Consider the following 17,641-nt stretch of genomic DNA (forward strand, 5'->3'; position numbering starts at 1 on the left):
TTCAGGCACAGTCAGGCGCTAGTGAAACCTCCCGACCGACCTTAATATCGAGCAGCCTTGCGCGGTCAGATGCCCGTACGCGTGACCCGAAGCGAGATTTTCCAGCAAGACAAGTTGGCGCTCGCACAACGCGTGCAGATCGCCAGGATCGAGATTTTCTGGTTGCGGGTTTGTCTCGAGCAGCATAAGCGCTGCGATCTCATGAGGGCTGAGCATCGTCGTCTCCGTTGATTCGAATGTTCCATTTGGCAAGGTCTTTTCTGAAGGATAGATGCGCATCCCAACCTGTCGACGTGCATTTTGTCGCACGCTAAAAGACCTGAAACGGAGACGTAGCAGCAATGTTCGGGCGATTCAGCTGGCTCGACTCGCCCGCTTCCAGAAGCTCTCGCGCCGGGCCGGCGGGAGGCCGGTCCGGACGAATGCAATCGTCACTTATCGGCAGTGGTCACTGATTCGTGGCGCCTTTCGCGGCAGCATCGCTTGCCGCTTTATCTTTCTTCTTCGCTTCGTGGTGCCCGATTGCGCACCCTGCTGCTGCGCCCGCGACGCCGTGTTTGCCTGCGACGTGTCCGGTAACGCCGCCCACCGCAGCGCCCTTTGTGCAGCCTTCCGCAAAGCTGACGTTGGCGAAAGCAAGAGATACGGTGGCCGTGACGGCCAAGAGTGCGATTCGATTCATGCGTGAGCTCCATTTCCTGACTGGTTGAACGACTGCGCGTGCGCACTCACCGCAGCAGAAAATGGGCCTGGAGAAACGATTCAAAACATCGAAGCAAAGCTGACATCGCACAGCCGGAAAAGATGCCATGCCCGGCTCGTAACCGGCGCGACCGCTTCATTGTGTGCGGCGCACGGAGACGTGCCATGCGATGAGACCGGGGATGTAGAACATCAGGTCGCGGATACGGCGTGCGCCCGCAAGTGCCAGACTTGTCGCCGGCTCGATGCCGAACCAACCGCCGATCACGACGAAAGCGCCTTCCTGGACGCCCAGTGCGCCAGGCACGACAAACGCTGCGCTGCTCACCGCCTGTATCAGGATATCGATGACCAGTGCCACAGAAAAGCTCGTGTCGGAGCCAAGGAAATACAACGCAATCCACAACTCGAAGCCTGTCGCCAGGCACTGAAGCGGTTGCCAGAGAAACAGATATCGCACGATCACGCCGCGTCTGCGCCAGATTACCTTGATCGCCTGATCGGTCCTGGCGGATGGGCCCACCAGTGTGTTCAGTTTCCCGCTCGTTACACGTCCGAGCGCCCTCGACGCGAACGCGAACGGATTGGCATGTTGCACAAGCGCAAACAGCAATATGGGAATGGGCACGAGCAGCGCCGTGCTCCATGAAAGCACGCCTATCACATGACCCAACGCCGAGCCGCCACGGACGGCCAGATAGCCGACAGCCGCCATCGTAAAAACGAACTGGCTGATGATGGTGAGTTGCAGATCAACGACGAGGCTCGCAGCAGCCGTCGATGTCCTTACACCCCAGCGCTTCAATAGCTGGAAGGACACGAGTTCTCCGCCGATACGCGCGACAGGCAGCAGGCAGTTGACGGACTCGCGTATCCACACCAGTTTCAGCATGGAAGACAATGCAGGCCGGTTGGCTCCCCGTATCAGCGTCTGCCAGTCACGCGCGTTGGGCAGCATCGCGAGCAGATGCGCAAGTGCCGCGACGAGCAGACCTGCGCCCGCGTCGCGCAACAGATCGAGCACCTGCGCGGGATGGCTGCGCCAGATGGTAAAGAGGGCTATCGCAAGCCCCGCAAGGGCTGTGTACCTGCTGATGTGCTTGATCATCGAAACCCGGGAGGCCGGTCAGCTGGTGCGATCGGCAGACGGGCGCTCCGGCTCGACCGTGAGCAACCCACGGCCGTCCACCCGGAAGCTGACCCCGCGCCACACGACATGCGACGAAGAAAAACTCAGGCACAGTATGGCGAATGCGAAGAGGTCCCACAACGGCAGCAACCACAGGTTACGAACAGGCCGCTTCAGGAGCGTGTCGATGCGTGCCTGAAGCAGCGCCCTCGCGCCAAGCGCGACGAGCAACTGAGCCACCGCCCAGACGGGCGCCCCTCCCATCACGAGCGCAAGCGTCGCCCACGCGACGGGATAGCCCAGCGCGGATCCCGCATGTCCCACGGGATCGATACGCCGGATGGTCCGGCTCCATCGCAACTCGTGTTCTATCAGGCGTCCTGCCGTCGTTTCCGGACATGCATGCCCGATCACGAAACCCGGCACTACCACCTTCTGCCCGGTCGCTCGCACGGCGAGCCCGATCGCGTGGTCTTCTGCCAACAGACCCGCAAACTGGCCGAGGCCTCCTATCGTATCGAGCGTCTTACGCCGCATGGCGATCGTCTGGCCGAAGCAAGGCTGTGCAAGACCCGCTCGAAGCGCGGTCACTACACCCGGCAAGAACTGATAGTCGACTGCGCGTGCGGACAGCTGCGGCCAGAAGCCTGGATCGGGTACGCCCACATATGCGCATGTCACCAGTCCCACGCCCTCACCGTGCAGTTCGCCAACCACGCGCGAAAGATAATCGCTCGCAACGGTAACGTCACTGTCGGCAAATACGAAGAGATCGTGTTCGGCAGCAGGAAGCATGTTGATGAGATTGCTGACCTTCCGGTTGCAGCCATGCAGCGCGCTGTTGGCAATCGTGGTGATGTGCGCGGCGGGATAGAGGCGCTGCAATTCTCTGACCACTTCCAGCGCGGGGTCGCGAGCGTCGTGCACGCCAAAGAGAAACTGCACGTCCCCTGGATAGTCCTGCTCGCAAAAACTGCGCAGATTCGACAGCAGCGCCGACTCCATTCCGCTCAGCGGCTTGATGACGGTCACGGCCGGATAACGCTTACATGGCGGAGAACGGCGAGTGAAGAAAGGACCGACAAGCGACGCGGCCACAACCGTATAGACGACGCCAAAGGCCGCGCACACTCCGCAAATGTACGTCAACGCGAGCCGTGCCCCGTCGAATGACAGGAGTGACGCCGCCTTGGCGAGTGCATCTGGCGCCATGTCCGTGCCTCGTCAAATGAAACGCCGTTCGGCGGCGCCGCGGTTGGTAGTTGCACCGGCAAAACATAGATGCAGCGAAACGAGTGCCCGAAAGCGACACCCGGGATGTACGTGGCGTGCTTCGCCCTTGATCGCGTCGCTGCCCCGCTCCCGCAGCGCAAGCCGATATGCAACAAGTGCGAACAGGCGCGTCAACGCAGTTGCGATGACGATCGCGGCGACAACCGCAATCCTGAAACCTGTCGTTTCAAATGTGGATTCATCGACGCCAAAGACAAACATCAACACCACGACGACCGCGTCGATGCCCGTTGCAACGATCGACGCGGCCATTAGATGCGCCCGGATTGATCTAACCATTGTGCGATTCATTCGCGTTCTCATCGACGATCGCTCGACAGAGGTGTCGTCGATTTGACGGTCGCCGGCAACTGTCGTGTATTTAGCCCGATTCATGTGATCGTAATGGGGCAAATCTGAAGAAGACGTTAAGCGTCTGTTACGCAGGGTTACAGCAGCTTTCGATAGGCTGAGGCAGTCGAATCGATCTGAAAGGAAGCGTCGTCTCGACCCGGTGCAATGTCACGCAGATGCAGTAACACACTCTTCTTAATATTTCGTTAAGGCCGCTCATGTAGTATTGCCAATCAATCGAATTCGATTTGTCCTGTCGACAGACTGTCACCAGGCAATGCGCATCCAGCAGCGATCGCAGCGATGAAAGCCAATCGCAAAATCCCACCCGGCGTCTGCGATGCCGAGCAAGGCACGGCGCGCACGCCACGGCGTGCGTTTCTGCGAACGGCTGTGGGCGCAATCGGCGCATCGGTCGCCGCGGCCGTGATGCCGCGGCTCATACAGAAGGCACTCGCAACGCGCCCCGTCAGCCAGACGGGCACGCTCAACGATGTCGCGCACATCGTGATCTTCACGCAAGAAAACCGCTCGTTCGACCACTACTTCGGCATGCTGCGAGGCGTGCGCGGCTTCAACGACCGGATGGCCATCGCGCTGCCCAATGGCGACCCCGTGTGGATGCAGCCCACGGGCACCGGCCATATCGTGCCGTTCCATGCGGACACTGCCGTGACGCGCGCGACATGTGCACCGGCGCCCGCGATGAACTATCCCGTCGACATTGCGATGTGGGATAAGGGCCGATGCGACGAATGGAACAAGGTTCGTTCCACTGGACTCGGTATGAGCTATTTCGACCGGCGCGATCTGCCGTTTTACTACGCACTGGCCGACGCGTTCACCATTTGCGACCAGTACTACGCGTCGACGCTCACTCAGACGAACCCGAACCGCCTGCATCTCTTCAGCGGCAGCAGCGGACTGTCAGCCGGTTTTCTACCGATACTGGACAACGCCGAGCCAACCCCCGGCTTCGCATGGCCGACGGTCGCCGAAACGCTCGAAGCGGCGGGCGTAAGCTGGCGCGTGTATCAGCAGGCAGACAACTTCGACGATAACGCGCTTGCGCTGTTTCGCAACTTCCGGTCTGCGTCGTTGTCGAGTGCGCTGTACCGGCGAGGCATGGCGAGAGTCGACGACGTGGCGCGCGCCTTCGCCGCAGATGTCGCAGCGGGCACGCTGCCGCAGGTTTCGTGGATCATCGCGCCGGCTGCGTTATCCGAACACGCGAGCTACCATCCGCAGGCGGGGGAAGACCTCACGGCGCGCCTGCTTGCAGGCCTTGTCGCCAATCCTGATGTCTGGTCGAAGACCGTTTTCCTGCTGAACTACGACGAACAGGGTGGCTACTTCGATCACGAGCCGCCACCGACACCACCCGCCACAGACGCGGATGGCAGGACGACGATCGCGACGACGGGAGAGATCTTCGAGGGACTGCCGCTAGGTCTTGGTTTCCGTGTGCCAATGACCGTCGTCTCGCCGTGGTCCAGAGGCGGCTATGTGTGTTCTGAGATCTTCGATCACACGTCGGTCATTCAGTTCATCGAGCGGCGTTTCCGTGTCCACTGTCCGAACATCAGCGCCTGGCGTCGCGCGATATGCGGCAACCTCCTGTCGGCGTTCGACTTCAGCGCTCGCGACCTGACATGGCCACCGCTGCCCGATACGAGCTGGTATGTGTCCGACGCCAATCGTCAGTGCAGTTCGCTGCCCGAGCCGTCTGTGCCCGCAATGCAATCGATGCCGGTACAGGAGCGAGGCACCCGCGCGTCACGTGCGCTGCCCTACGACATCGAGGCGAACGCGGACGTGAGAGACGGAACGCTGCACCTCGTCATGAAGAATGCCGGCCCGGGCGGCGTCGCGATATCTGTCTACGATCTTCAGACCCGGACCAATCCTCCCAGTCGTTATGCACTGGCGCCGGGCACCACGCTGTCCGACAGCTGGAGTCATACCAGGCTCATGGGCGACCGATACCATCTCGCGCTGCGTGGCCCGAACGGTTATCTGCGTATATTTTCGGGCGACGTGATCAACGCGTCAGAGACGGCAACAGTTCGCCCCGAGATCAGAATCACATGCGAACGTGCGAGCAATGTCGTCTGCCTGAGATTGATAAACCCAGGCAGCACGGCGTGTGCATTCGTGGTCACGGCGAATGCCTATCGCCCGGACGGACCCTGGATGTTTGTCGTCCCAGCTAACCGTGAAACAGTCACGCGATGGCCAGTCTCATCGAGTGGCAACTGGTACGACCTGTCGGTGAAAGTCGATGGACAACCCGCATTCCTGCGGCGCCTGGCGGGCCGCATGGAAAACGGGCACCAACTCGTCAGCGACCCTGCGGCCGCCTGAGTGTCGCCAGAGATCAACCTTCTGCGCGCCTGGTGCGCGCGGCGTCACGCCGCCAGCACGGCTTCCTCGAAGACGCCAGGCGCAACGGTCTCGACGGCTGCGAGGCTTTCAACGGCGATGGTCTCAACGTCGTTGGCGGCGTGTTGTACTTCGACAAGCTGCGGCTGCGCGTCGCGCTTCGCTGCGGCGGCCTTCTTCGTCTTGCCGGCGCGCGATGGCGGCTGACACGCATCGCAAACGACGTTGTGCTGCAAGTCATGCTTATGCCCGATGAACTTGCCGCTACAACGGCAACAGGGCGTCAGTTGCAGGATGTTGGCGTCGAAAAACCGCACCAGCGTCCATGCACGCGTCAGATCGAGCACGGGTTCCGTCTGGTTGTGACGACAATGTTCGAGATACAGTCGATACCCCTTGGTCAGCGCGTCCAGATGCGAGCAACGCGCCTCGTCTCTCAGGAAGCGGTATGTGTTGTAGAACAGCGAAGCGTGAATGTTCGCGAGCCAGGTCGTGTACCAGTCCGCCGAAAACGGCAGCATGCCCTTGGGCGGCGATACGCCCTTGACTTCGCGGTACAGGCGGATCATGCGCTCGCGCGACAGCGTCAGTTCGCTTTCGAGCACCTGCATGCGCGCGCCGAGTTCGATCAACGCAATCGCGCGAAACACTTCCTGTGCGTCTTCGCTGAGACTCTTCTTGGACATGGCCGTCCCCTGGCTCAGCTGAACTGCGTTGCCGGCTGGCCAGCCAGAAGAAGCGCGGCGTGCGTGGCAGCCACTTCTGCGTGCCTCGATGTATGTGTCAATGCGGAGAGTATCGCTTGATCGTTGAAACGGAATGAGCAAAGAAGTTGCTCGGAACTGGCCAGCTTGACGATCTGGGCGAGCGACAACCGGGCGAGAATGTCGGCCACGTCCGACGAGAGCCCAAGGCGGAACATCCCAACCGCCTTGTCTTCGCGGAGCATCCGTTGCGCAAGCATGATGTACGAGAGGTTAATTTCGCGGATTTGTTCGATCACGTCGCTGCTACGGTCCATGTTTTACCTCCGATGTCCCTGAATACGCGCCCCCGGCATCTGATTCAAATGCGTTTTTTGATTTTGTTTATTCGCCATGCCGCTTCGAGTGCGTCAGGCATTGAACCAATTGTATGAAGAGACTCGGCGGGCGGCCATTTGTTTTTAACGAACACTTCATTAGAATGGAATTAAATTTAAATAAGAAATGATTTCCGATCTGACGTCTTGCAATACCCATCAAATGGAATCTATTCGATTTGAATGTGATAGCCGGCAATTAATAGAAGATTCATCGACGCGCGCATGCAATTTATGCACATTTAAACTGGCAGGCCAGGCGCTTTTACGCCGCCTTCACGCGGATCGCACCAGGCTCGCACCATCATCACAACTGCGTGGCATGGCGATCACAACATGGGCTCTCTGCACAACCTGTCGCGCAGCGGGACTTCGTCCCGGGCCTGCGGCCAGCGCAATTCTCCGCGAACGTCATCCCGCTACCCGCACGCCGCGTTCAACACGCTTCACACGCTAATCGTCACGCTGTCCGAAGCGACGATCGGCAGCACCTCGCGCATGGGCAACTGAGAGGAGCGAACACATGTACCCCGGAATCTGGCTTCATCTCGTCACGCCGTTCCATTCGGGCGAAGTCGTCATCGAAGGGCTGTAAATGCTCGCCGATCATTCGCTGATGCAAGCGGAAGACGAGGAGACGGCACGCCGCACGTTCGAGCGGCTCAGGCCGATTATCAAGCTGCCGTTCGCCGCGCCCATTCCTTCGGCGATCAAGGCAATGCTGTCGATCGAACGCCGCATCGTCGATGAAGTGCGGATGCCATCGCGCCTGCTCCCGACGCACTCGTCGAACAACTCGCACACGCATACGAGACGCTGCGCACATTGCGCGCGGAACTCGCGATCGCAGCCTCAGTAACGCACGTCGCACGAGCCGATTCACACCCGGCCCCATTGATCGACGAGATAGTCGACGAACGTCCTGATCTTCGGCGACGCGAGCTTCGTGCGTTCGAACAGCACATGCACAGGCGTCGCGGGCGGCGCAAACTTGTCGAGCACGGGCTGCAGGCGCCCCGCGTCGATATGCGCGGCGACCTGCCACGCCGGCGCACGCACGATGCCCGCGCCTTCGAGCGCGGCGGACACCAGCGCGTCGAGGCTATTCATCCACAGACGCCCTGTCACACTCACGCGCGTGCGCGTCGCACCGGACTGAAAGCGCCAGTCGACAGGCCCGGCCGCATCCGAGAATACCAGGCAATCGTGCCGGCGCAGATCGTCGGGCCTGCGAGGCGTGCCACGCCGCGCCAGATACGACGGCGCGGCGCACACCATCATCTCGATGTCGTCGAGCTTGCGCGCGACGAGGCTCGAATCCGGCAGACGGCCGACGCGTACGGCAAGATGCAAGCCTTCCTCGACGATATTGACGACGCGATCGACGAGCATGAGATCCACGGCCACGTCCGGATGCATCGCGAGAAAGCGCGGCAGCAGCGGCGCGATCAGCAGCCGTCCCAGCAGATTCGGCGCGGCGATCCGCAGCCGCCCGGACAGCCTTCCCCGCCCCGCCGACAGCGCGCTGCCGAGTTCATCCACTTCGCCGAGAATCGACTTCGCGCGATCGTAGAGGATGCGTCCTTCGTCCGTCATCGCCAGATTGCGAGTGGTGCGCCGAAGCAGTTGCGCGCCGAACTGATCTTCAAGCGCCGCGATATGCCTGCTGACCGAAGTCAACGACATTGGGATTGCCCGCGCCGCCGCGGACAGGCTTCCCGCCTCCACGACCCGGACGTAAACGCTCATTGCTTCAAAACGGTCCATGATTCGACTCTTCCGGATTCGGCAAGGGTGCTTGCCGTTCGCCAGGGATACCGGCGATTTCCGGAATAGTCTACATTCCTCGAAATGGAGAAGAAATCGACGCCAATGTTCGCCTGCCCGACGCGCGGCGACGTTACGGAACCCGATGCAGATGAAACGTTCGATCTACTGGCTCATGGCCGGCGCAGCCGGCATCGTGGTCGCCAATAACTACTACAACCAGCCCTTGCTCCCCGACTTCGCGCTGGCGTTCCATACCAGCGAGCGGCAGGCGGGCACGGTATCGGTCGCGGCGCAGGCGGGTTATGCGCTCGGCCTGCTGCTCTTCGTGCCGCTCGGCGATAAGCTCGAACGCCGCTCGATGTTGCGCACGCTGTTGTGCATCGCAAGTGCAGCGCTTGCCGCCATTGCGCTCTCGCCGACGCTGAGCTGGCTCGTGGCGGCCAGTTTTCTCACGGGCCTCGCAAGCGTCGCGCCGCAACTGCTCACACCGTTCGCGGCGCAACTCGCGGGCCCGCAGCGACGGGGCGAAGCCGTCGGCACTGTGATGTTCGGCTTGCTGTGCGGCATCCTCGTATCGCGCACGGTCTCCGGATCGATCGCCCAGCATTTCGGCTGGCGCAGCGTGTACTGGCTCGCGGCGGCCGCGATGCTCGTCGTGGCCGCGATGCTGTCGCGCGCATTGCCGCGCGCGCAACCCACCTACGAGGGCCCATACGGGCGCCTGATGGGCACGCTGTGGACGCTTCTGCGCGAAGAGCCTCTTATCCGCCAGACGTCGGCGATCGCGGCGCTGCAATTCGCCGCATTCAGCGCGTTCTGGGCGACGCTGGCGTTCCATCTGCGCGCAATGGACGGGCACTATGGAAGCGAAGTCGCAGGGTTGTTCGGCCTCGTCGGCGTGGTCGGCGCGCTTGCGTCGACGAAAGCAGGCAAGCTGATTGACCGGCGCAATCCACGGATAGTCGTGCTGGCAAGCAGCGCCATTTTTGTGCTGGCTTTCGCGATCCTCGTGGGTTCGGGCCATAGCATCGCCGGGCTCGTGGCGGGCGTGATCGTCCTCGATCTGGGCTTGCAGAGCGGACACGTCGCGAACATGGCGCGCAACATGAGCGTCAAAACCGATGCGATGAGCCGCATCAATACGCTCTACATGACGATCCGTTTCGCGGGCGGCGCGCTCGGTTCGTCGCTGGGCATCTGGGCTTGGAGCATCTGGCAATGGCCGGGCGTGTGTACGGTCGGTCTCGCGCTCGGCTGCACGTCGCTGGCGCTACAGGCGAGGCCGCGCATCGCGCGTGAAGCGCTGAGAGAATGATTCGATATATCGCGCTCAACGATCGCGGGGCGGGATGCGAATCCACGTGAGAGCGACGATCAGCAGGAACGCGACATAGGCGACCGCAAACACCCACAGTGGCAGATCGTAGTACATCCATGCACTCACCCAACGCTGGATGAAACCTTGCCCGCTCGCCGTTCCCGTGCGCAGCCGGTCTTCGAGGACGGTGAGCGGACAGGGCAGATCGAGAGCGGCAAGCAATGCGACGCTGCCAATCGCCGCCAGATGCACGATGCGAAACACACGATTGCGCACCCACGCATGCCGCAACGCCGCACCCGCCCAGATCGCCAGCAGCCCGCCGACGATGAACAGCACGATCAGCGCATGCAGCACGAGTACCGCGTCGGCTAACCAGATCATGACGCTCCTTGCCAGAAGCCTTTTTGCAGGATACCCCCTCCCTTCCTTTTCCACCGCGTCAACGATGCCCGCGTTTGTGTCGTTGAACGCAGGTCGATCATCCCGTCCGATGTGCTAGCCTGAATCTTCATCATCCGAAGTGATCCGACGAGGCGCACGATGGAACTGCGACATCTGAGAATGTTTTGTGCGGTGGCCGAATTCGGCAGCTTCACGGCGGCGGCTGAAAAAATTCACAACGTTCAGTCGAACGTCACCATGCGCATCAAGGAGCTCGAAGGGGAATTGAATCAACAGCTCTTCATCCGCCAGAAGAACGGCGTGATGCTCACGTCGGCCGGGCAGATCTTTCTCGGCTACGCGCAACGCATCCTCCAGTTGACGGACGAGAGCCGCAACGCGCTGCTCGACAATGCATCGCCGCGCGGGCTGTTGAGGCTCGGATCGATGGAAACGACGGCGGCCATTCGCTTGCCGAAGGTCCTCGCGAAGTATCACGCGCGATATCCTCAAGTACAGCTATCGTTGATGACGGGCACCACGGCCGAATTGATCAAGGCTGTCGAATGCCATCGGCTCGACGGTGCATTTGTCGGCGGCTTCCACCAGAATGCGTCGCTTCATCAGGAAGAGGTCTTTCAGGAAGAACTGGTGCTCGTCAGCGGGATCGAGTTCGAATCGGTCGACGCGCTCGCCAGCCGGATGTCCGCACAAACCGTGCTCGCGTTCAGAACGGGCTGCTTTTATCGCTCGACACTCGAACACTGGTTCTTTCAGGCTGGCATCATCCCCGGCCAGGTGATGGAGCTCGGCACGCTGGACGGGATCATGTCGTGCGTCGCAGCGGGAATGGGCGTGACGTTATTGCCGCGATCGGTGGTCGAGGGGCATGGCACGCGGCAGGCCGTGCATTGCCACGCGCTGCCGCCGGAGTTCTCACACGTGACGACCGTGCTCATCCGCAATAAAGACAGCATCGTGACGCCAGCTTTCGCTGCGTTGACGGATCTCGCCCATGCGCAGTTCGCAATCGATGCGGACATCAGGCCCGCACGCGCTGAAAATATGCTGGCGTCCCGGCTGGCCTGTTTCGACGCCGCATGATGCGCATTTGATCGCCGCATAAAAAACGGCAGCGCATGGACTTTCATCATGCGCCGCCGTTCTTTCGTGAGACTCTAGTGCGCTATGCGTAGTGCAGTCGAGGGTCCTCGATACGCTCTGCGATTTCACGCACCCGTTCTGCGGCAAGCCCTTTCGCGAGTTCTTCGACGCGTTCGGCGGCCGACATCACGCGATCGATCTTGCCGACACCCTGTCCCGCATATAGCGACAGCTTTTGCGCCATCTTCGGCTTGTCGATCACGCGCGCGCCGCCGCCCATGAAGCGCAACAGGTTCCACTTGTCCCGGTTCGGGATGACCCGATGCGGCGTACCGTATCTCCAGCCGAACGAATAGCCGGTCCGGTATTCGGTATCGTCGACAGTGGCGTCGACGATTTTCTGCTTGTAGAGCGGATGCGCGTTCGACTCGTCGCACGCGACGAACGCCGTGCCCGCCAGCACGCCGCCCGCGCCCATCTGCATCACCGTGCGCACGTCTTCGCAATTCGTGATGCCGCCCGCCGCGAGCACGGGACGTCCATCGGCCACTTCGATCAGCGAGGGCAGCAGCGACAGCAGTCCGATCGTGCCGCGATTCAGATGACCGCCGCTCTCGCTGCCCTGCGCGGTGATGATGTCGGCGCCCTGCGCGATGGCCTGGCGCGCCAGCTCGACAGAGCCGACCTGAACCATGACCACCATGCCCGCTTCCTTCGCACGCGCGATCATCTGCGGATAGTTCTCCGCATAGAACAGCGACAACATACGCGGCCGCTCTTGCAGCACGACCTGAAACTGCGCTTCAAACACATCCGGCCCGCCGAACGAAGGCACGAGATTCACGCCGAACGGCTTGTCCGTCAGTTGCTTCGTTTCGCGGATCCAGCGCCGCAACGCGAGTGGCGGCAAGCGCAACCCGCCGATGGTCCCCATGCCGCCCGCATTGGCGACGGCAGCGACGAGCTGCGGACCGGAAATCGCTGCCATGCCGGCGAGGAAGATCGGATAGCGGATGCCGCACAGCTTCGTGACGGCGTTTCCAGCAAATTGACTGACCGTTGTTGTGCTCATGATTCAAAGCTCCACGCGTTTGCCAAGCATGCGTTTCAGGGCGTCGTTCTTCAACACGAAATGGTTCTTGCACGCACCGAAGATATGCAGCGCGAGTCCCAGCAGAAACGGCGTTGCGCCAATCCTGAAGAGCCCCTCGAAGACATGCGCGGCTTGCGCATCAGGCCGCATTGGCGAAGGAATAATCCAGCCCCCCGGCAACTCGACAAGCTGGCCTGCAGCCGACTTCGCAAGCCATGCCGCAATTGGCAGCAGCACCATCGCAAGTGCAAGCGACGTCGCGACCGACCTGCTCACGATCACCTCGACAGGATTCGGCGTGCCGACGGGCAGCGGATGCCAGGACGTCACGCGCGCCCAGAATCGATAGAGCGACACCGGAAACAGGATCGTGCCGAGCAGATTCAAAACGCTCGCTAGCGCAGTGCCGGGCGAGAACCACAGCACGATTTCGAGTGCGATGATCGCAAGCACCAGGACCGCGACGAGCCAGTGCAGCGCAATCGTGACGGGCGAAAAACCCAGACCGCTATCGCGCCATTGAAACCTGCCCTGCGCATGCGGACTGCGGAGCTCAGCATCTTTCATCGAGGACTTCATTGACGACATGTGCGAGTTCGACATTTGCATTCCCTTTGGATAGCACCAATTTCACGAGTGAGTCGCGGCTGGCGACGCGCCGATGCCCGTCTGCGCGCGAACGAACTGATGGTCGAATTGATCGCGCTCGCTTGCCGCGCGCGCGCTCCGATCGGTGATCGAGCCGATCCACGTGAAGAAGAACGCGATCGACATCGAAATGATGGCGGGGTAGTCGTAGGGGAAGATCGCCGTCACGTGCCCGAGCACTCTGACCCAGACAGCGGGCGACAGCACGACCAGACCGACTGCGCTGACGAGTCCCGCGATGCCGCCCATCAATGCGCCGCGCGTCGTCAAACCTTTCCAGTAAATCGAGAGCGTGAGGATCGGAAAATTCACCGATGCCGCCACGCTGAATGTCAGCGCCACGAGGAACGCCACGTTCTGATCCTTGAACAGAATGCCGAGCACAATCGCAACGCCCGCAATCGCGACCGATGCAATCCTCGACACGCGCTTTTCCTTCGCGTGATCGGCCTGATTGCGCTTGAGCACCATCGCGTACAGGTCGTGCGATATGGCCGAGGTGCCTGCCATCGTCAGTCCCGCGACGACGGCGAGGATCGTGGCAAATGCGACAGCCGACAGGAAGCCCAGCACAAGATCGCCGCCCATCGCTTTCGCCAGATGCATGACAGGCATGTTGCCGCCGCCGATCAGTTTGCCGCCCGCCACGCCACCCTCGAAGAACGTGGGATTGCGGCCCACGATCACAATGGCGGCCGTGCCGAGCACCATCACGACGAGAAAGAAGTAACCGATGAAGCCCGTCGCGACGAACACGGACTTGCGCGCCGCTTTCGCGTCCGGCACCGTGAAGAAGCGCATCAGGATATGCGGCAGCCCCGACGTACCGAACACCAGTCCCACCGACAGCGACAGCATCGCGAACGGATCGGCGACGAGTTTGCTAGGCAGCATGATGCCGGCGCCGCTCTTATGCGTGGCTATCGCCTGCGCGAACATGTCGTTCAACGAAAAACCAAACTGGCTCAACGCGAGCAGCGCAAGCAGGCTCGCACCGAACAGCATCAGCACGGCCTTGACGATCTGCACCCAGGTCGTCGCGACCATGCCGCCGAACGTCACATACACGGCCATCAACACGCCGACGACGACGACCGCGTAGTTGTATTGCAACCCGAAAAGCAGCTGGATCAACTGGCCTGCGCCTACCATCTGCACCACGAGATAGAAGCACACGACCGTCAGCGAGCCGAACGCCATCAACGTCCGTATCCTCTGCTGGTCGAGCCTGAACGATGCGATATCGGCGATCGTGACCTGCCCCAGATTCCGGATACGCTCCGCGAACAGAAACATCAGCAGCGGCCACGCGACGAAGAAGCTCACTGCGTACAGCATGCCGTCGTAGCCGTTGAAGAAGATCATACTGGTCAGCCCGAGCAGCGCGGCCGCCGACATGTAGTCGCCCGCCAGCGCGAGTCCGTTCTGAAACCCGGAAATGCCGCCGCCCGCGTTGTAGAAATCCTTCATCGAGTTCGTCTTCGATGCGGACCAGTACGTGATGCCGAGTGTCGCAACGACGAACGCGAGGAACATCGCAATGGCTGTCGTGTTGAGCGGCTGCTTCTGCACCTTGCCGAACGTTTCTGCTGCTGTGGCCGCCCGAGCGATGCACGAGGCAAGCGCGAAGCCAATGAGCGTGACGATACGTTTCATTGCACGTCTCCCGCCAGAATGCGAGCGGTCAGCTCGTCGAACTCGCCGTTTGCACGACGGATATAGATACCCGTCAGCACCCACGTGCCGACGATCAGCGCGACGCCCAAAGGCCAGCCGATTGTCATCACACTGCCTGGGTACAGCTTCATTGCGAGTGCCTTCGGCGCGAATCCAGCGATCAGTACGAATGCGTAGTAGGGCAACAGCGTGCCCAGCGTGAGCGATGCGACGAGCCTGCGACGGCGCGCGACGAGTCGAGCGAACGCCGGCGACAACCGGACGTCGTGAGGTGCGGTCGTTTGAACCACGATGTCTCCTGTATTTCGTTTGGAAATGGACGCATGTCAGGGGCTGCCCGAAGCGCTCTTCTGTTTCTTCCAACGATAGAAGCGAGCATCGATCAAGTAAAATGATGATTGGTGATGCGTACCATCATTGCGAGTGAGACGCTGCCCTCCTCTGTCCACGCTCATGACGCCGTGTATCAAGTGTTATGAGCGGCGCTGTGTTTTTCCCGTCGACGTGAATCCGTACTCTGGCGTCATTGGAGGCACATCATGGACATGCAAATCCCCTTTCCCGAACCGCAAGTCGAGCGCGCGCCGTTCCCTCTGCAAGCGCATCCCGGTTACAACCGCGTGTTCCGGCGCGGCGCGCTCACTGTCGGGCTGATCCTGCCGCTCGAAACCCATGCGGCGTCGCCGCATCCGTCGATGGCCGATCATGTGCAGATGGCGCAGCGGGCCGAACAGGCAGGCGTCGCCGCCTTGTGGGCGCGCGACATTCCGTTCTATGACCCGCAATACGGCGATTCCGGACAGATCTTCGAGCCGCTGATCTACATCGGGCATCTCGCCACCGCGACGCAGAAGATCACGCTCGGCACGACAGGGATCGTTCTGCCGCTGCGCGAACCGCTGATGCTTGCGAAGCAGGTCAACTCGCTCGACCGGCTGACGGGCGGGCGCATCGTGATCGGCATGTCGTCGGGCGACCGGCCTGCCGAATACCCCGTCTTCGGGATCGACTTCGACAGTCGCGGCGAGCGCTTCAGGCAGGCGTACGAGGTGTACCGCAGCGTCAGCGATAAGGACTTCCCGCGCTTCGACTCGCCACGCTTCGGGCACGGCGACGGCTCGCTGACGATGCTGCCGAGGCCGCTATTCGGCAGCGTTCCGACGCTCGCCGTCGGGCGCTCGCAACAGGCGCTCGGCTGGATCGCAAACAACATGGACGGCTATCTCGGGTTCGTGCCCGAGCCGGCGAAACTGCAGTCATTCGTCGACGAGTGGAAGGCAACGAATCGTCAGACGAGGGACGGCGAGTCCGCCGAAGACGACGCCAAGCCCCTCGCGTTCGGAGGATTCCTGTATCTGCATCCACGGCGGGACTATCCGTTCAGGCGTATCGGAGGCGGCTTCGCGATCGGCAGCCGTGCGCTGCGCGACTATCTCGACGAGGCACGGGAGCGAGGCGTGTCGCATGTCGCGTTGAATCCGCGCGTGACGCCGCGCGACTATCGAGAAATCCTCGACGAACTTCACGAGGACGTGCTTGCGCATTTCCCGCCAAACGCGTAGCCATCCCGTCGTGTAGGCATGCAGCCGCATCCGGCCAGTCCGGGGCGGCTTGTTGCGCGTGGGCTTTCGTTGCGCTTCGCGTGTGCCGGCGCGCACCGCTCGCGCCGTCGATCCATTTCGCGCACATCTGCGTTTCACCTGGCGTACAAAGCGTGCCTTCACCGCCCCACTGCTTAGCGTCAATTCCGCTGTTACACGATGTCAACAGTCGCGCCCGCCATTCGTCCGGTCGCGTCAGAATGCGCGCCTTCCGCCCCGTACGCAAAGCCGCGTCACTTCCGCGTCGGCAGGCCCGCGCGCGCGGGCGGCATTTGTTCCTGCCGATCACAACTGTTTGTCCGCTGCGGGTGTACGCAAGCCGCTCGATGAAGCCTAGATTGACGACCTAACGGCACTGTCAATTCCGACGCAAGCCGAACGAACTTTCAAAGGTCAATCATGAGCAATTCGCAAAAAGTCGCCATCGTCACGGGTGCATCGCAAGGCATTGGCGCGGAGATCGTCAAGGGATTCCGCGAGCAGGGCTATCGCGTCGTCGCGGTCGCACGCTCGATCAAGCCTTCGGACGATCCGAACGTCGTGACGGTCGCCGGTGACATCGGCGACCGGGAAGTAGCACAGCGTGCAGTATCGGAAGCTGTGAAGCGCTTCGGCCGCGTCGACACGCTGATCAACAACGCGGGCATCTTCATCGCCAAGCCGTTCACGCAATACACGGCTGAAGACTACGCCGCTGTGCTGAATGTGAACGTGAACGGCTTCTTCCACATCACGCAGCTTGCAATCGCGGAGATGGAAAAGAATAAAAGCGGTCACGTGCTGCAGATCACGACGAGCCTCGTCGATCACGCGGTCGCGGGTGTGCCGTCGGTTCTCGCATCGCTGACCAAGGGCGGTCTGAACGCGGCAACCAGGTCGCTCGCTATCGAATACGCGAAGACAGGCATCCGCGCGAACGCCGTGTCGCCCGGCATCATCAAGTCGCCGATGCATGCACCGGAAACGCATGAGCAATTGGGCGCGCTGCACCCGGTCGGCCACATGGGCGAAATGCGCGACATCGTCGACGCCGTGCTGTACCTCGACTCCGCACCGTTCGTGACAGGCGAGATTCTGCACGTGGATGGCGGCCAGAGCGCTGGCCACTAAGAAAGCATGACACGGC

20 protein-coding genes are annotated in these 17,641 nt (G+C 61.4%); 7 read left to right on the forward strand and 13 right to left on the reverse strand.

Annotation, left to right across the window (positions count from 1 at the left end; genetic code table 11):
* Nucleotides 1-18: 18 nt before the first annotated feature.
* The 5 genes from BPHY_RS40530 to BPHY_RS35140 all read right to left on the reverse strand — a co-directional run bounded on the left by BPHY_RS40530 (nucleotide 19) and on the right by BPHY_RS35140 (nucleotide 3,517).
* Entirely contained in the window at nucleotides 19-279 is a 261-nt protein-coding gene (locus BPHY_RS40530) for a hypothetical protein (protein WP_407671293.1), read from the reverse strand.
* Between the two features lie 169 nt (nucleotides 280-448).
* Entirely contained in the window at nucleotides 449-682 is a 234-nt protein-coding gene (locus BPHY_RS35125) for a hypothetical protein (RefSeq protein WP_012406236.1), read from the reverse strand.
* A gap of 156 nt (nucleotides 683-838) precedes the next feature.
* On the reverse strand, nucleotides 839-1,810 hold the full coding sequence (locus BPHY_RS35130) for a lysylphosphatidylglycerol synthase domain-containing protein (RefSeq protein WP_012406237.1): 972 nt from the start codon (nucleotides 1,808-1,810) through the stop codon (nucleotides 839-841).
* Between the two features lie 18 nt (nucleotides 1,811-1,828).
* Nucleotides 1,829-3,043 carry a bacteriohopanetetrol glucosamine biosynthesis glycosyltransferase HpnI gene (hpnI, locus tag BPHY_RS35135; RefSeq protein WP_012406238.1) on the reverse strand — a complete coding sequence of 405 codons (1,215 nt, stop codon included), beginning with the start codon at nucleotides 3,041-3,043 and terminating at the stop codon, nucleotides 1,829-1,831.
* A 12-nt stretch (nucleotides 3,044-3,055) separates the two neighbouring features.
* Nucleotides 3,056-3,517 carry a hypothetical protein gene (locus tag BPHY_RS35140; RefSeq protein WP_157686902.1) on the reverse strand — a complete coding sequence of 154 codons (462 nt, stop codon included), beginning with the start codon at nucleotides 3,515-3,517 and terminating at the stop codon, nucleotides 3,056-3,058.
* A 243-nt stretch (nucleotides 3,518-3,760) separates the two neighbouring features.
* Here BPHY_RS35140 and BPHY_RS35145 point away from each other — a divergent pair, with 243 nt between their 5' ends.
* Nucleotides 3,761-5,821, forward strand: coding sequence for a phosphocholine-specific phospholipase C (locus BPHY_RS35145; protein WP_012406240.1), 2,061 nt, complete (start codon nucleotides 3,761-3,763; stop codon nucleotides 5,819-5,821).
* A 44-nt stretch (nucleotides 5,822-5,865) separates the two neighbouring features.
* On the opposite strand, the gene flhC is transcribed toward BPHY_RS35145, so the two are convergent.
* Nucleotides 5,866-6,525 (reverse strand): flagellar transcriptional regulator FlhC, encoded by a 660-nt coding sequence (gene flhC, locus BPHY_RS35150; RefSeq protein ID WP_012406241.1) that lies wholly within the window; start codon nucleotides 6,523-6,525, stop codon nucleotides 5,866-5,868.
* Nucleotides 6,526-6,539: 14 nt separating this feature from the next.
* Nucleotides 6,540-6,860, reverse strand: coding sequence for a flagellar transcriptional regulator FlhD (gene flhD / locus BPHY_RS35155; RefSeq protein WP_012406242.1), 321 nt, complete (start codon nucleotides 6,858-6,860; stop codon nucleotides 6,540-6,542).
* Nucleotides 6,861-7,256: 396 nt separating this feature from the next.
* On the opposite strand from flhD, the gene BPHY_RS42210 reads away from it, so the two are divergent.
* Together BPHY_RS42210 and BPHY_RS35160 are read left to right on the forward strand one after the other, a co-directional pair.
* Nucleotides 7,257-7,430, forward strand: coding sequence for a hypothetical protein (locus tag BPHY_RS42210; protein WP_157686903.1), 174 nt, complete (start codon nucleotides 7,257-7,259; stop codon nucleotides 7,428-7,430).
* Nucleotides 7,431-7,515: 85 nt separating this feature from the next.
* The gene (locus tag BPHY_RS35160) at nucleotides 7,516-7,779 is read left to right on the forward strand and encodes a hypothetical protein (RefSeq protein ID WP_041765894.1); all 264 of its coding nucleotides are present in this window, start codon (nucleotides 7,516-7,518) and stop codon (nucleotides 7,777-7,779) included.
* A 20-nt stretch (nucleotides 7,780-7,799) separates the two neighbouring features.
* Here the strand turns inward: BPHY_RS35160 and BPHY_RS35165 are convergent, their stop codons facing one another.
* Complete coding sequence (locus BPHY_RS35165; protein WP_012406243.1) at nucleotides 7,800-8,687, reverse strand: LysR family transcriptional regulator; 888 nt, start codon at nucleotides 8,685-8,687, stop codon at nucleotides 7,800-7,802.
* Between the two features lie 151 nt (nucleotides 8,688-8,838).
* Here BPHY_RS35165 and BPHY_RS35170 point away from each other — a divergent pair, with 151 nt between their 5' ends.
* Nucleotides 8,839-10,005, forward strand: a complete 1,167-nt coding sequence (locus BPHY_RS35170; protein WP_041766432.1) for an MFS transporter — start codon at nucleotides 8,839-8,841, stop codon at nucleotides 10,003-10,005.
* 15 nt (nucleotides 10,006-10,020) lie between these two features.
* Here the strand turns inward: BPHY_RS35170 and BPHY_RS35175 are convergent, their stop codons facing one another.
* The gene (locus BPHY_RS35175; protein WP_012406245.1) at nucleotides 10,021-10,392 is read right to left on the reverse strand and encodes a DUF2784 domain-containing protein; all 372 of its coding nucleotides are present in this window, start codon (nucleotides 10,390-10,392) and stop codon (nucleotides 10,021-10,023) included.
* A gap of 159 nt (nucleotides 10,393-10,551) precedes the next feature.
* Between BPHY_RS35175 and BPHY_RS35180 the strand changes: the two genes are divergently transcribed.
* Nucleotides 10,552-11,496 (forward strand): LysR family transcriptional regulator, encoded by a 945-nt coding sequence (locus BPHY_RS35180; RefSeq protein WP_012406246.1) that lies wholly within the window; start codon nucleotides 10,552-10,554, stop codon nucleotides 11,494-11,496.
* Between the two features lie 82 nt (nucleotides 11,497-11,578).
* Here the strand turns inward: BPHY_RS35180 and BPHY_RS35185 are convergent, their stop codons facing one another.
* From BPHY_RS35185 to BPHY_RS35200, 4 genes are all read right to left on the reverse strand, one after another.
* The gene (locus tag BPHY_RS35185) at nucleotides 11,579-12,568 is read right to left on the reverse strand and encodes an NAD(P)H-dependent flavin oxidoreductase (RefSeq protein WP_012406247.1); all 990 of its coding nucleotides are present in this window, start codon (nucleotides 12,566-12,568) and stop codon (nucleotides 11,579-11,581) included.
* Between the two features lie 3 nt (nucleotides 12,569-12,571).
* On the reverse strand, nucleotides 12,572-13,156 hold the full coding sequence (locus tag BPHY_RS35190) for a cytochrome b (RefSeq protein ID WP_052306249.1): 585 nt from the start codon (nucleotides 13,154-13,156) through the stop codon (nucleotides 12,572-12,574).
* Nucleotides 13,157-13,219: 63 nt separating this feature from the next.
* The gene (actP, locus tag BPHY_RS35195) at nucleotides 13,220-14,893 is read right to left on the reverse strand and encodes a cation/acetate symporter ActP (protein ID WP_012406249.1); all 1,674 of its coding nucleotides are present in this window, start codon (nucleotides 14,891-14,893) and stop codon (nucleotides 13,220-13,222) included.
* Nucleotides 14,890-15,204 carry a DUF485 domain-containing protein gene (locus BPHY_RS35200; protein WP_012406250.1) on the reverse strand — a complete coding sequence of 105 codons (315 nt, stop codon included), beginning with the start codon at nucleotides 15,202-15,204 and terminating at the stop codon, nucleotides 14,890-14,892. Before BPHY_RS35200 ends, actP begins: the two co-directional genes overlap by 4 nt.
* A gap of 249 nt (nucleotides 15,205-15,453) precedes the next feature.
* On the opposite strand from BPHY_RS35200, the gene BPHY_RS35205 reads away from it, so the two are divergent.
* Together BPHY_RS35205 and BPHY_RS35210 are read left to right on the forward strand one after the other, a co-directional pair.
* Complete coding sequence (locus tag BPHY_RS35205) at nucleotides 15,454-16,476, forward strand: TIGR03571 family LLM class oxidoreductase (protein ID WP_012406251.1); 1,023 nt, start codon at nucleotides 15,454-15,456, stop codon at nucleotides 16,474-16,476.
* A gap of 438 nt (nucleotides 16,477-16,914) precedes the next feature.
* Complete coding sequence (locus tag BPHY_RS35210; protein WP_012406252.1) at nucleotides 16,915-17,625, forward strand: SDR family NAD(P)-dependent oxidoreductase; 711 nt, start codon at nucleotides 16,915-16,917, stop codon at nucleotides 17,623-17,625.
* The last annotated feature ends 16 nt before the right edge of the window (nucleotides 17,626-17,641 follow it).

The organism is Paraburkholderia phymatum STM815, from assembly GCF_000020045.1.
GTDB lineage: Bacteria > Pseudomonadota > Gammaproteobacteria > Burkholderiales > Burkholderiaceae > Paraburkholderia > Paraburkholderia phymatum.